The sequence below is a fragment of the Actinosynnema sp. CA-299493 genome, from assembly GCF_050946825.1.
In the GTDB taxonomy this organism is placed as follows: Bacteria; Actinomycetota; Actinomycetes; order Mycobacteriales; family Pseudonocardiaceae; genus Actinosynnema.
The window spans coordinates 1,072,105-1,084,518 of the sequence record NZ_CP191993.1 but is presented as its reverse complement, the minus strand read 5'-3'; the positions used below and the strand labels follow the sequence as shown (position 1 = coordinate 1,084,518).

Genomic DNA, 12,414 nt, shown 5'->3' with positions numbered 1-12,414 from the left:
GCCCCGCGCACCTCGATCCACAACCGGTTCTCGCCGACCCGAGCGCACGGGTCGGGGCGTGGGGAGCGGACCTATGCTGACGACGTGAGCGCGAGGGACGAGCGGGCAGCGCCGATGCGCGCCGATGCCGCCCGCAACCGCGAACGAGTGCTGGAGGCGGCACGGGCACGGCTGGCCGCCGGTGACGACTCGGTGCAGCTCAACGCCATCGCCAAGCTCGCCGGGGTGGGCGTGGGCACGGTGTACCGGCACTTCCCGACCCGGCACGCGCTGCTGGAGGCACTGGTGGCCGAGCGCTTCCAGCGCCTGGTCGAGCGGGCGCTGGAGGCGGCGGCGGACCCGGACCCGGCGCGCGGCCTGCGCGGCCTGCTGCGGCACACGCTCGACCTGTCGTTGGCGGACCCCGGGTTCGCGGCGGTGCTGGAGTCGGCCGACCGCGCCGGCGCGCCGACCGCCGCGCTGAAGGCCGAACTCGACCGGGCCGTCACGCCCCTGCTCCACCGGGCCCACGAGGCGGGCGTCGTCCGCCCCGACGTCGTGCCCGACGACGTCAGGCGGCTGCTGTGCGGCGTGGGGCACGCGGTGCGCTCCGGCGACGACGACCCCCGCTACGCCGACCTGTACCTGGACATCCTCGTGGCCGGTCTGCGGCCCACCGACTGATCCTCGCCCGTCCCGATGCCCGGCCACCCCTTGCACATCGAACCGGATAACTATCCACTTCTGCTACGGTGAAACGGATAGTTATCCGGACAAGGGCGGTGCCACGGTGGAGCGAACAGCGGTCGTCACAGCGGGAACAGCGGGAATCGGCCTGGAGACCGCCGTGGGACTGGCCGCCGCCGGCTTCGCGGTCACCGTGGTCGGGCGTGACGCCGAACGCGGCGCCCGCGCGATCGAGCGGATCAACGCCACGGGGCCGGCGCACCCGGCGCGCTTCCTGGCCGCCGACCTGGCCTCGCTGGACGCCGTCCGCGCCCTCGCCGGCCGGATCGCGGCCGACGGCCCGCTGACCGTGCTGGTCAACAACGTCGGGGCGATGTTCGCCGAGCGCCAGGACTCGGTCGACGGGGTCGAGGCGACGTTCGCCGTCAACCACCTCTCGCCCTACCTGCTGACCGAACTGCTGCTACCGGTGCTGCGCGCCGGTGCGCCGAGCCGGGTCGTGACCGTGACCTCGGGCGCCGTCCGCACCGCCCGGCGCTCGTTCGACGCCGTCGAACCACCCGGCGGCTACTACGGCTTCCACTGGTACGGCCGCGCCAAGCTCGCCAACCTGGCCTACACCCTGGCCCTGGCCGCCCGCCTCGACGGCTCGGGCGTCTCGGTGTTCGCCGCGGACCCGGGCGGCGCCGCGACCGACATGACCACCGGCAGGATGGACGACCCCCGGATCGTCTCCCCCGGCCTCCGGCTGCTCTGGCCGATCGTCCGCCGGGTCTTCGAGCGCTCCACCGCCGGCCCGGCGTCCACCGCGGCCAGGTCCTCGGTCTTCGCCGCCACCGACGACTCCCTGACCGGCCGGACCGGTGTGGTCATCGGCCCGAACGCTCACCCGGTCACACCGCCGCGCGCCGCCACCGACCCCCGCGTCGCCGAGGCCGTCACCCGCCTCAGCCACCGCCACGCACCCGTTTAGCACCGCCCGAGCACGGCCACCAACGACGAGCGGCCCCTTCCCGAAGGAAGGGGCCGCCGTGGTGGTGGAGGTGCCGGGAATCGAACCCGGGTCCTCTGCCGCATCATCAAGGCTTCTCCGTGCGCAGTCCACTACACCTCTACTCGGCCCCGATGATCACGCGGACAAGTCATCGTGATGAGCCCAGCCACTGTGGGTGTCCCGACCGTTCCCCGTGGCCGGGGACGGCGGTGAGCCTCCTAGCTGATGCCGGCGACCGGAGCGGAGGCTCCTCCGGGCCGACAGCGTCGCTCCTAGCCTCAGGCGGCGAGGGCGAACGCGCGCTGGTCGTTAGACTCGGCGCTTATTGGTTTGCGATGACGCTTACGGTGGTCTCTCGCCTGCACCGGCACGCTTCCCTTGAATCAACGCACAAAGTCGAAACCGTTCACCCCCGTGTCGTGGGCACTGCCACGCACAGCATAACCCCCCGCGACCCCCGGTTCATTCCCATTACGTTGGTAGGGCTGGCCCCACCCCTCGCCGACCGGCGGACCTGATGGTCCCGATCACCCGTTCGAGCGATGCTGGTCAGGGCAACATCGGGCGTGAAGGTGGGGACATGGCGACGCGGGTCAACCCGAACATCGGCCGGGTCAGCGGGTACTTCCTGCTGAACCTGGTCACCGGGCTCTTCTGGTTCATCCTGCTGGTGGCGCTGGGCGCGGTGAGCATCGGCACCGCGGTGATCTGGGTCGGCGTGCCCCTCGGCGTGCTCACGCTGACCCTGGCGCGCGGCGCGGCGACGGCCGAACGGGCCTGGCTGCGGGCGACCCTCGGCGTGGACATCCCCCGGCCGTACCGGGCGCTGCCCGAGGAGGGCGCCACCGCTCGCGCGAAGGCCGTCGCCAAGGACCCGGCGACGTGGCGCGACCTGGCCTACTGGCTGATCATGCTGCCGCTGGGCGTGTTCGAGTTCGCCCTCACGGTGACGCTGTGGGCGGTCGTCGCGGCCACCGTGTTCCTGCCGTTCTACCTGCACTGGCTCCCGGTGACGTGGGAGGTCACGTTCAGCCCGGGCACCGTGTGGCTGGTCGACTCCTTCGCCAGTGCGATCCCCGTCAGCGTCCTGGGCCTGCTGCTCGGCGTCCTGTCGCACCGGGTGCTCAAGGCCCTCGGCCGGGGTCACGCGCTGCTCGCCCAGTCGCTGCTCGGCCCCTCGCGCTACGGCGTGCTGTCGGCCAAGGCGGAGCAGCTGTCCGCCAGCCGGGCCCGCGGCGTGGAGGCCGCCGAGGCGGAGCGCCGGCGCATCGAACGCGACCTGCACGACGGCGCGCAGCAACGCCTGGTCGCCGTGGCCATGGGCCTCGGCCGGGCGCGCGGCAAGATGGAGTCCGACCCGGACGGCGCCCGCGAGCTCATCGCCGAGGCGCACGCCGACGCCAAGCTCGCCATCTCCGAGCTGCGCGACCTGGCCCGCGGCATCTACCCCTCCGTGCTGGGCGACCGCGGGCTGGACGCGGCGCTGTCGTCGCTGGCCGCGCGGTCGCCGTTCCCGGTCGAGGTGGAGGTGGACGTCGAGCCGCGCCCGCCGACGGCGGTGGAGAGCACCGCGTACTTCACCGTCGCCGAGACGCTGACCAACGCCGCCAAGCACTCCGGCGCGACCCGGGCGCACGTGAAGGTGTCCCGCACGGCGAACTCCGTGGTGGTGGAGGTCACCGACAACGGCCGCGGCGGCGCGGAGGTCCGCCCCGGTGGTGGCCTCGCGGGGCTGGCGGACCGGGCTGCGACGATTGACGGCGTGGTCGTCGTGGTGAGCCCGATCGGCGGGCCGACCGTGATCCGGACGGAGCTGCCGTGCGCGTGGTGATCGCGGAGGACTCGGTCCTCCTGCGGGTGGGGGTGCAACGCCTGCTGGCCGACGAGGGCATCGAGACGGTCGCGGCGGTGGAGGACGGCGGCGCGCTGCTCGCCGCGATCGACGAGCACCGCCCCGACCTGGCCCTGGTGGACGTGCGGATGCCGCCGACGTTCACCGACGAGGGCCTGCGGGCGGCGATCGAGGCGCGCAAGCGCATCCCGGACCTGCCCGTGCTGGTCCTCTCGCAGTACGTGGAGGAGCGGTACGCGGTGGAGCTGCTGGCCGGCGGCGCGAACGGCGTCGGCTACCTGCTCAAGGAACGCGTGGCGGACGTGGCGGACTTCGTGGCCGCGGTCCGCCGGGTCGCCGACGGCGGCACGAGCATCGACCACGAGGTCATCACGCAGCTGATGGCCCGGTCCCGGCGCAACCCGGTCGACTCGCTCACCCAGCGTGAGCGCGAGGTGCTCGGGCTGATGGCGGAAGGGCTGTCGAACGGCGCCATCGCGGCCTCGCTGGTCGTGTCCGACGGCGCGGTGGAGAAGCACGTCGGCAACATCTTCGCCAAGCTCGGCCTGGAGCCCAGCACGAGCGAGCACCGCCGCGTGCGCGCCGTGCTGGCCTACCTCAACCTGGGCTGAAGGCCGAGCAGCCCGGCGCCGTTGTCGTGCAGCACGGCCCGCAGGAACGGCTCGCCGAGCCGGTCGTCGGCGGCGGCCCAGCCCTCGATCGCGGCCAACTGCGCCGAGTAGTCGTACGGGATGTCGGGCAGCCGGTACCGGATCGACCAGTCGACGCCGTAGTGCCGCGACGCCTCGTCGAAGAACGCCCACACCTCGTCCAGCACGCGCTGCGGCATGAAGTGCACGTGCACGTCGACCAGGCCGGGGACGGCGGCGGTCAGTAGCGGCCCTTCAACGCGCGGCCGTGCGCCTTCTGGATCTCCCGCTCCGCGTCCCGCTTGGCGAGGTCCTGCCGCTTGTCGTAGGACTTCTTGCCGCGCGCCAGCGCCAGCTCGATCTTGACGTACCCGTCCTTGAAGTACATCGACAGCGGGATCAGCGACAGACCGCTCTCCTTGGTCTTGCCGATCAGCCGCTCGATCTCGCCCTTGTGGAGCAGGAGCTTGCGCTTGCGGCGGACCTCGTGGTTGGTCCAGGTGCCCGCCACGTACTCCGGGATGTGCAGCGCGTGCAGCCAGATCTCGCCGTCGTCCACCTGGGCGAAGGCGTCCACGAGGGACGCCCGGCCCATGCGGAGGCTCTTCACCTCGGTGCCGACGAGCACGACACCGGCTTCGAAGGTGTCGAGGATGGTGTAGTCGTGCCGAGCCTTGCGGTTCGACGCGATCACCTTCTGACCGCGTTCCTTGACCATGACCGAAACCTTACGTGAGCGCGCCAGCGGTTATAGGCGCACGTAGAGACGCAGCGTGACGTAGCCGGTCAGCGCCGAGATCGCTATCGCCACACCGACCAGGATGGGTGAGAGGAAGAGGATCTCCACCATGCTCACCTCCGGGATGATGTTGGCCGCGAACAGCTCGCCGAGCACCCGGTTGAGCAGGAAGAGCTTCGTCACCACGAGCAACCCGATCGAGGCGACCGCGCCGATCACGCCGGCGACCACCGCCTCGATGAGGAACGGCAGCTGGGTGTACCAGCGGGTGGCGCCGACCAGCCGCATGATGCCGACCTCGGTGCGCCGGGTGAACGCCGACACCTGGATCGTGTTGGAGATCAGCATCAGCGCGGCGAACGCCTGGAGCAGCGCCAGCGCCAGCGCCGCGTCCCGCACGCCGTTGAGGAAGCCGAACAGCCGGTCCAGGTCCTCGCGCTGGTCGTCGACCTTCTTGACGCCCGCCTTGCCGGTGAACGCCTGCACGATCACGTCGGACCGCTGCGCGTCCTCCAGCTTGACCCGGAACATCGCCGGGATCGCCTCGGGACGGGCCAGCTTCGCCAGCTCCGGCTGCGACTCGAAGACCTTCTTGAACCGCTCGAAGCCCTTGTCGCGGTTCTCGTAGACGACCGTCTCGACCCCGGAGGTGGTCTCCAGCTGGCTGCGCAGGCTCGAACAGGGCTGCTGCGTGCAGTCCTTGTCGTTCACGCTGATGTCGTTGGTGAGCATGACCGCCACCTCGAGCTGGCCGAGGTAGTCGTCCTGCATCTTGCCCACCATGTTGACGACTAGCAGGCCGACACCGAGCAGGAAGAGCGAGATCGCGGTCGTGAGGATCATCGCGATGGTCATCGTGACGTTCCGGCGCAGGCCGGTGACGACCTCGCTGAACACGAAGCTGGTACGCATCGGGGGGAACGTTCCTCAGGGTCGGGGGATGAGGGGGTCCGGCGGCCTCGGGCTCAGCGACCCACGCCGTAAACACCCCGCGCGTCGTCGCGGATGATCCGGCCGTTGTCCAGCTCGACCACGCGACGGCGCATGGAGTCGACGATGGAGTGGTCGTGGGTCGCCATCACCACCGTCGTGCCGGTGCGGTTGATCCGCTCCAGCAGCAGCATGATGTCCTGGCTGGTGTCGGGGTCCAGGTTCCCGGTCGGCTCGTCGGCCAGCAGCACCAGCGGCCGGTTGACGAACGCGCGGGCGATGGCCACCCGCTGCTGCTCGCCGCCGGAGAGCTCGTGCGGCATCCGGTCCGCCTTGCCGTCGAGGCCGACCAGCTGGAGCACCTCGGGCACCACCTTCACGATGGTGTTGCGCGGCTTGCCGATCACCTCCAACGCGAACGCGACGTTCTCCGCCACGGTCTTGTTGGTCAGCAGCCGGAAGTCCTGGAACACGCAGCCGATGGACTGGCGCAGGCGGGGGACCCGGCGCCGGGACATCTTGGCCACGTCGAAGTTCGACACGTACACGCGACCCTTGCTGGGCACTTCCTCCCGCAGCAGCAGCCGCAGGAAAGTGGACTTCCCGGAACCGGAAGGCCCGATGAGGAACACGAACTCACCCTTGTCCATCTCGACCGAGACGTTGTCGAGCGCGGGACGCGCGGAGCTCTTGTAGACCTTGGACACGTGTTCGAGGCGAATCACGAGGCGCGAGTGTACTCGCGGGCGGGGTAAAGCCCTCGTCTCGCCCGCCGGACGGGGGCTTGACCGATCAGGACTGGTGCTGCTTGCGCCAACGGATGCCCGACTCCAGGAAGTCGTCGATCTCGCCGTCGAGCACCGCGGACGGGTTGCCGACCTCGTGCTCCGTGCGCAGGTCCTTGACCATCTGGTACGGGTGCAGCACGTAGGAGCGCATCTGGTTGCCCCAGCTCGACCCGGTGTCCTTGAGGGCGTCCATCTTCGCCCGCTCCTCCTGCCGCTGCCGCTCCAGCAGCTTGGCCTGGAGCACGGCCATCGCGGTGGCCTTGTTCTGCAACTGGGAGCGCTCGTTCTGGCAGGAGACCACGATGCCGGTCGGGAGGTGCGTCAGGCGCACCGCCGAGTCGGTCGTGTTGACGCCCTGGCCACCGGGACCGGACGAGCGGTAGACGTCGACCCTCAGGTCCTTCTCGTCGATGTCGACGTGGTCGGTCTGCTCGACCACGGGCACCACCTCGACGCCCGCGAACGACGTCTGCCGGCGGCCCTGGTTGTCGAACGGCGAGATGCGCACGAGGCGGTGCGTGCCCTGCTCGACGCTGAGCGTGCCGTAGGCGTACGGGGCCGTGACGCGGAACGTGGCGGACTTGATGCCCGCCTCCTCGGCGTAGGACGTGTCGAACACGTCGACGCCGTAGCCGTGCCGCTCGGCCCACCGGGAGTACATCCGCATGAGCATCTCGGCGAAGTCGGCCGCGTCGATGCCACCGGCCTCGGCGCGGATGGTGACCAGCGCGTTGCGCTCGTCGTACTCGCCGGACAGCAGCGTGCGGACCTCCAGCGAGGAGATCTCCTCGCGGAGCTTCGCCCGATCGGTGTCCGCCTCGGCGAGGCTGCCCGCGTCACCCTCGTCCTCGGCCAGCTCGTACATGATCGACAGGTCGCCGAGGCGCTCGCGCAGGGTCGTGATGCGGCGCAGCTCACCCTGCCGGTGCGAGAGCAGGCTGGTGACCTTCTGCGCCTTCTCCTGGTCGTCCCACAGGTCAGGGCGGGCCGCGGCCTCCTCCAGCTCCGCGACCTGCGCGCGCAGCGCATCGAGGTCCATCACCGCCTCGATGCTCGTGAGGGTGGCGGAGAGGTCCTTGATGTCTGCTTCGACGTCGGGATTCACGTCCCAAGATTACGCCGGCACCGGTCGCGGAGTGCGACCGGTGGGCGCGGTTCAGGCCGTCGGGATGGCGTCGAGCAGCTTGAGCACGGCCTTGGCGTGCGCCAGGCCGAACTCGGCGACCGCCTTGGCGTAGGCGTCCTCGGCGGTCTTGGCGGCGATCTTCTGGGCCTCCTGGTGGGCGCCGTAGGTCGCACGGGCGGAGTCCACGAGCCCTTGCCGCTGTTTTGCGGTCAGGGAGCCCGCGTGCACCAGCCGCAGGATCAACGGGCTGCGCAGGTGGTCCGGCCCCGGCTCGGAGAGCAGCCAGTTTTTGAACGCCTTCTTGCCCGCCGCGGTCAGCACGTACTGCTGGCTGGAGCGCGGGCCCTGCTTGCCGAGGCGCAGCAGGCCTGCGTCCGCCAACGCGGGCAGCTCGCGGTAGACCTGGCTGCGGGTGACGCTGAAGAACGCGCCGAAGCGCTCTCCGGCCTCAGCCACGAGCTGGCCACCGGTCTTGGGTCCGTCGTGCAGCAGCCCGAGCAGGGCCGCCGCCGTCGCATTCAGGTCCGACACCCCACCAACGGTGCCACGCTCACCGGTCGCTGTCCACAATGGTCAGCCGTTCTGTCCACTGTGGCTGATCACGGGCTAGTCGAGTTGGGCCAAGCGGAGCAACGCAAACATCGCTGCGTAACCGCCCTCCGGGCAACGCCACGCGTTCGGCCCCTTGACCCGGTTTGTCCACGTCGAGTGGAAATCCATTGAGGGGCAAGGGAAACCGCACTATTGCGTTCACTCGAACGGCAGCGCGACGTCACGCGCCGCTGCCACCCGCCCCCACCGGCCCCATCGGGCGATAGCACAACCCGGTGATGTCGTGCTCTCGACGTGGCAAACACGTCCCGTGGTGGGACCATTACGTCGGGTGTTCGTACGACTGGGAGGTCAGCTGTGGGCATCAAATGGACGACGGGGACGAAGGTAGTCCGCAACGCCCGCGCCTGGGCGTCCGGCACGATCCCGGAGCAGGCGGGCAAGGACGAGTGCATGGTGTGCGGCAAGCAGATCCGCAGGCATCGCACGGTCAGCGGCGAAGGCCGGGTGTGCTCCCTCACGTGCGCCCAGTACTGGGCCGAGAACATGACCTGAGCACGCGCACAAGCGAAAGGCCCCCGGAGTCGAAACTCCGGGGGCCTTTCACGTGGTAGCGGGGACAGGATTTGAACCTGCGACCTCTGGGTTATGAGCCCAGCGAGCTACCGAGCTGCTCCACCCCGCGCTGTAAGGACAACTATACACGCCCCGAAAACCACTTTTCACCGGGGTCCCTTAACCGCATATCCCCAGCTCACCCGCCCCATCACCCGGGCGAGACCCACCCTATCCCCCACCAACACCCAGCCACCACCCCACACCTACCGACCCAACTTGCACCGGTTTCGGGGTCCAGGGGCAACGCCCCCGGTCAGGGGCGCAGGGGGCGAAGCCCTCCTGCCCGGGGTCCGGGGCTGGACCCCCGGTGTAAATGCGAAAAAGCCGTGTTCACGTTTTCCGTGAACACGGCTTTCCCACTTTGTAGCGGGGACAGGATTTGAACCTGCGACCTCTGGGTTATGAGCCCAGCGAGCTACCGAGCTGCTCCACCCCGCGCTGCATTTAGAACTCTACGCCGGGGGTTGACCGGAATGCAAATCGGGTGGCCCGGAACGTGTCTCAGGCCACCCGATGTCGAGATCAGTGCAGGTCAGCCGGTCGGCGTCGGTGACGCCTGGGTCGTCGACGGCGTCGTGGTCGACGCACCCGCCGCCGTGTTGAACCTCTTCGTCGCGTCGTCCAGCGCCTTGTAGGCGTTGCCGAGCTCGGCGAAGTCACCGCTGGACTGCGCCGACTTCACGCGCGCCAGCGCCGCTTGGATGTCCCGCACGGCCTGCTGCAGCTCCGTGCCGCCCTGCCCGTCGTTGGGCGCCGTGGGCGTCGTGGACGGGGTGGAACTGGGCGGCTGGCCGTTCGGGTCCGTCTGCGGCACCTGGGACGACGCGCCGGACAGGACCTCCTCCATCGCCTCGGCCAGCGTCGGCGCGTAGCCCACCTTGTCGCCGAAGCTGACCAGGACCTTGAACAACTGCGGGAACTGGGTGTTCTGGCTGGCCCGTTCGATGTAGATGGGCTCCACGTAGAGCAGGCCGCCGCCCACCGGCAGGGTCAGCAGGTTGCCGTAGACGACCTTCGTCTGCCGCTGGGCGAGCAGGTTCAGCTCACCGCTGACCTCGCCGTTGGTGAGGAAGGTGGTCTGGATCTGCTGCGGGCCCTTGACCTCGTTGTTCAAGGTCAGGACGCTCATCTTGCCGTAGTTGTCCGGGTCGGACCTGACCGTCACGTACGACGCCATGAACTCCCGGTTCAACCGCACCAGCGCGCTGGTCAGCTGGAAGCTCACCTTGTTCGCGTCACCGGTCGGGTCGCCCGCCAGCACGTAGAACGGCGGCTGCCGGTCCCGCTGCTGCTGCACGCCCTGCTGCTGGGCCTCGACGGTGGTGGCGTTGTCGATGGTGGGGTCGGACGGCACGTCCCAGAACGAGACGCCGGAGTAGAAGTCGCGCGGGTTGTCCACGTGGTACTCCGACAGCATCTCCCGCTGGACCTTGAACAGGTCCTCGGGGTAGCGCAGGTGCTCCTTCAGCGACTGCGACATCTCGCTGTTGGCCTTCACCGTGCCCGGGAAGACACCCATCCACGCCTTCAGCACCGGGTCCTGCTTGTCCATCTCGTACAGCGTCACCGTGCCGTCGTAGGCGTCCACAGTGGCCTTGACCGAGTTGCGGATGTAGCTGATCTCCCGGTTGGGCTGCTGCGCCACGCCGGGCAGCGAGTCGTTCGTGGCGTCGCCCAGCGCCGTGCGGCGCGCGTACGGGTAGTTGTCGAGCGTGGTGTAGCCGTCGACGATCCACGTGATGCGGCCGTCCACCACGGCGGGGTACGGGTCGCCGTCCACGGTCAGCCACGGCGCCACGGCCTCGACGCGGTCGCGCGGGTGGCGGTTGAAGATGATCCGCGAGTCGTCGCCGATGGCCGAGTTGAACAGGATGTTCCGCTCGCCGTAGGCGGCGGCGAAGACCACCTTGTTGAACAGGCCGCCGATGCGGACGCCGCCCTTGCCGCCATAGGTGTAGGACGAGCCGTCGGTGTCGTACTCACCGGGCGCGCCCTCGCCGCGACCGCCGACGATGGCGTAGTCGGCCGGGGTGCCCAGCTCGCCGAAGTAGGTGCGCGGCTGCTCCACGCCGAACGGGCCGGGCTGGACCTTGCCGTCCTGGTCCACCTGCGCCACCTCGAACACCGGGTAGCCGCCGTCGCCGTCGTCGTCCGCGGTCGAGTTCACCTTGCTGGCCTCGGCGAACACCATGCCGTTGCCGTGGGTGTAGATGAGGTGCTGGTTGATCCAGTCGCGCTGGCCCTGCGGGATGCCCGCGGTGTTCAGCTCGCGGACCGCGACGATGTAGTCCTGAAGCTGCTTGTCCTTCGTGTACCGGTCGACGTCCAGCTTCTCCGGGAACGCGTAGAACGGCCGCAGCTGCTGGAACTGGGTGAACGTCTTGGAGATGACCGCCGGGTCGAGCAGCCGGACGTTGCCCACCGTGGCCTGGTCGTTCTTCAGCTCGTCCAGCGAGACGTTCTGCTTGCCCGCGTACGGCTTGCTCTCCACCTTGTCCGCGGTCAGCCCGAAGGCTTGTCGGGTGGCCTCGATGTTGCGGCCGATGGGTTCGGCCTCCTTCTCGATGGCGTTCGGCCGCACCGAGAACTGCTCCAGCACGGCGGGCCACGCGGCGCCGACCAGGATGGAGGACAGCACCAGCAGCACGGTCGCGATCGCCGGCAGCTGAAGGTTGCGCAGCACCGCGCCCGCGAAGAAGGCGATGGCGCAGAAGACCGCGATGAACAGCAGGATCAACTTGGCGGGCAGCACCGCGTTGAGGTCGGTGTAGCTCGCGCCGTCGAACTTGTCGTTGCGGTCGGAGAACAGCAGTGTGTACCGGTCGAAGAAGTACGCGACCGCCTTGAGCAGGATGAACACGCCGGCCACGATCGCCAGGTGGGTGCGCGCGGGCCCGGAGAGCTGACCGCCGCGGCCCGCCAGCCGGATGCCGCCGAAGAGGTAGTGCGCGACGACCGCGGCCACGAACGCGACCGCCGTGGCGACGAAGAGCCACCCCAGCACCCACGTGTAGAACGGCAGCTGGAACGCGTAGAAGCCGATGTCGTGGCCGAACTCGGGGTCGTTCACGCCGAACGAGGTGGCGTTGAAGAACAGCTGGACTTCCCGCCAGTCGCCCTGGGCCGAGGTGCCGGCGACGAGGCCGACCAGCACCGGCAGGCCGATGGCGAACAGCTTCATCCGCTTGCTGACGACCGCGCGGTAGCGGGCCACCGGGTCGTCGGGCCCGGACACCGGCACGAAGACCGGCCGGGAGCGGTAGGCGAGGATCAGGTTGATCGCGACGAGGCCGCCGACCAGCAGGCCCACGGCGAAGAACAACCCGAACCGGGTCGCGAGCACCGTGCCGTAGACGCTGCGGAAGCCGACCTCGCCGAACCAGAGCCAGTTGACGTAGGTGCCGAGCAGCCTTGAGCCGGTGATCAGACCGACCAGGACCACCGCACCGACGATGAGCAGAATCCGGCTGCGACGGGACAGCCTGGGCAGTCCGACCGGGGGCCGTGTGGCCACGGGGCA

At 69.6% G+C, this 12,414-nt stretch carries 12 protein-coding genes, 2 tRNA genes and 1 other RNA gene; 5 read left to right on the top strand and 10 right to left on the bottom strand.

All coding sequences use genetic code 11. The features are described 5' to 3' along the window. The first annotated feature begins 84 nt into the window (after positions 1 to 84). Both ACQPYE_RS05340 and ACQPYE_RS05335 read left to right on the top strand, forming a co-directional pair. Positions 85 to 663 carry a TetR/AcrR family transcriptional regulator gene (locus ACQPYE_RS05340; RefSeq protein ID WP_498719593.1) on the top strand — a complete coding sequence of 193 codons (579 nt, stop codon included), beginning with the start codon at positions 85 to 87 and terminating at the stop codon, positions 661 to 663. Positions 664 to 769: 106 nt separating this feature from the next. Further along, positions 770 to 1,639, top strand: coding sequence for an SDR family NAD(P)-dependent oxidoreductase (locus tag ACQPYE_RS05335; RefSeq protein ID WP_498719591.1), 870 nt, complete (start codon positions 770 to 772; stop codon positions 1,637 to 1,639). A 62-nt stretch (positions 1,640 to 1,701) separates the two neighbouring features. On the opposite strand, the gene ssrA is transcribed toward ACQPYE_RS05335, so the two are convergent. After that, positions 1,702 to 2,074: a transfer-messenger RNA gene (ssrA, locus tag ACQPYE_RS05330) on the bottom strand. A gap of 166 nt (positions 2,075 to 2,240) precedes the next feature. Between ssrA and ACQPYE_RS05325 the strand changes: the two genes are divergently transcribed. Beyond that, the gene (locus ACQPYE_RS05325; protein ID WP_498719589.1) at positions 2,241 to 3,491 is read left to right on the top strand and encodes a sensor histidine kinase; all 1,251 of its coding nucleotides are present in this window, start codon (positions 2,241 to 2,243) and stop codon (positions 3,489 to 3,491) included. Then, positions 3,479 to 4,123 carry a response regulator gene (locus ACQPYE_RS05320; RefSeq protein ID WP_498719587.1) on the top strand — a complete coding sequence of 215 codons (645 nt, stop codon included), beginning with the start codon at positions 3,479 to 3,481 and terminating at the stop codon, positions 4,121 to 4,123. The genes ACQPYE_RS05325 and ACQPYE_RS05320 overlap by 13 nt, the downstream gene beginning before the upstream one ends. On the opposite strand, the gene ACQPYE_RS05315 is transcribed toward ACQPYE_RS05320, so the two are convergent. From ACQPYE_RS05315 to ACQPYE_RS05290, 6 genes are all read right to left on the bottom strand, one after another. Beyond that, positions 4,105 to 4,356 (bottom strand): hypothetical protein, encoded by a 252-nt coding sequence (locus ACQPYE_RS05315; protein WP_498723109.1) that lies wholly within the window; start codon positions 4,354 to 4,356, stop codon positions 4,105 to 4,107. The two genes, ACQPYE_RS05320 and ACQPYE_RS05315, sit on opposite strands and share 19 nt — an antisense overlap. A gap of 26 nt (positions 4,357 to 4,382) precedes the next feature. After that, positions 4,383 to 4,859: an SsrA-binding protein SmpB gene (gene smpB / locus ACQPYE_RS05310; protein ID WP_498719585.1), complete on the bottom strand. Its 477-nt coding sequence runs from the start codon at positions 4,857 to 4,859 to the stop codon at positions 4,383 to 4,385. A 30-nt stretch (positions 4,860 to 4,889) separates the two neighbouring features. Next, on the bottom strand, positions 4,890 to 5,792 hold the full coding sequence (gene ftsX, locus ACQPYE_RS05305) for a permease-like cell division protein FtsX (RefSeq protein WP_123743905.1): 903 nt from the start codon (positions 5,790 to 5,792) through the stop codon (positions 4,890 to 4,892). Between the two features lie 53 nt (positions 5,793 to 5,845). After that, positions 5,846 to 6,535, bottom strand: a complete 690-nt coding sequence (ftsE, locus tag ACQPYE_RS05300; protein ID WP_123743906.1) for a cell division ATP-binding protein FtsE — start codon at positions 6,533 to 6,535, stop codon at positions 5,846 to 5,848. A gap of 67 nt (positions 6,536 to 6,602) precedes the next feature. Further along, positions 6,603 to 7,703, bottom strand: a complete 1,101-nt coding sequence (gene prfB / locus ACQPYE_RS05295) for a peptide chain release factor 2 (RefSeq protein WP_498719582.1) — start codon at positions 7,701 to 7,703, stop codon at positions 6,603 to 6,605. 51 nt (positions 7,704 to 7,754) lie between these two features. Beyond that, on the bottom strand, positions 7,755 to 8,255 hold the full coding sequence (locus ACQPYE_RS05290) for a PadR family transcriptional regulator (protein WP_498719580.1): 501 nt from the start codon (positions 8,253 to 8,255) through the stop codon (positions 7,755 to 7,757). 378 nt (positions 8,256 to 8,633) lie between these two features. On the opposite strand from ACQPYE_RS05290, the gene ACQPYE_RS05285 reads away from it, so the two are divergent. Continuing rightward, positions 8,634 to 8,831 (top strand): hypothetical protein, encoded by a 198-nt coding sequence (locus ACQPYE_RS05285; RefSeq protein ID WP_053717392.1) that lies wholly within the window; start codon positions 8,634 to 8,636, stop codon positions 8,829 to 8,831. Positions 8,832 to 8,884: 53 nt separating this feature from the next. On the opposite strand, the gene ACQPYE_RS05280 is transcribed toward ACQPYE_RS05285, so the two are convergent. From ACQPYE_RS05280 to ACQPYE_RS05270, 3 genes are all read right to left on the bottom strand, one after another. Then, positions 8,885 to 8,961, bottom strand: a tRNA-Met gene (locus ACQPYE_RS05280). A gap of 297 nt (positions 8,962 to 9,258) precedes the next feature. After that, a tRNA-Met gene (locus ACQPYE_RS05275) sits at positions 9,259 to 9,332 on the bottom strand. 94 nt (positions 9,333 to 9,426) lie between these two features. Next, positions 9,427 to 12,408, bottom strand: a complete 2,982-nt coding sequence (locus tag ACQPYE_RS05270) for a UPF0182 family protein (protein ID WP_498719578.1) — start codon at positions 12,406 to 12,408, stop codon at positions 9,427 to 9,429. Positions 12,409 to 12,414: the final 6 nt, after the last annotated feature.

Bases quoted from the DNA above. Each gene is read 5' to 3' on its own strand.
- ACQPYE_RS05325 (WP_498719589.1), top strand. From the start codon at position 2,241: ATGGCGACGCGGGTCAACCCGAACATCGGCCGGGTCAGCGGGTACTTC.
- smpB (WP_498719585.1), bottom strand. From the start codon at position 4,859: ATGGTCAAGGAACGCGGTCAGAAGGTGATCGCGTCGAACCGCAAGGCT.
- ftsX (WP_123743905.1), bottom strand. From the start codon at position 5,792: ATGCGTACCAGCTTCGTGTTCAGCGAGGTCGTCACCGGCCTGCGCCGG.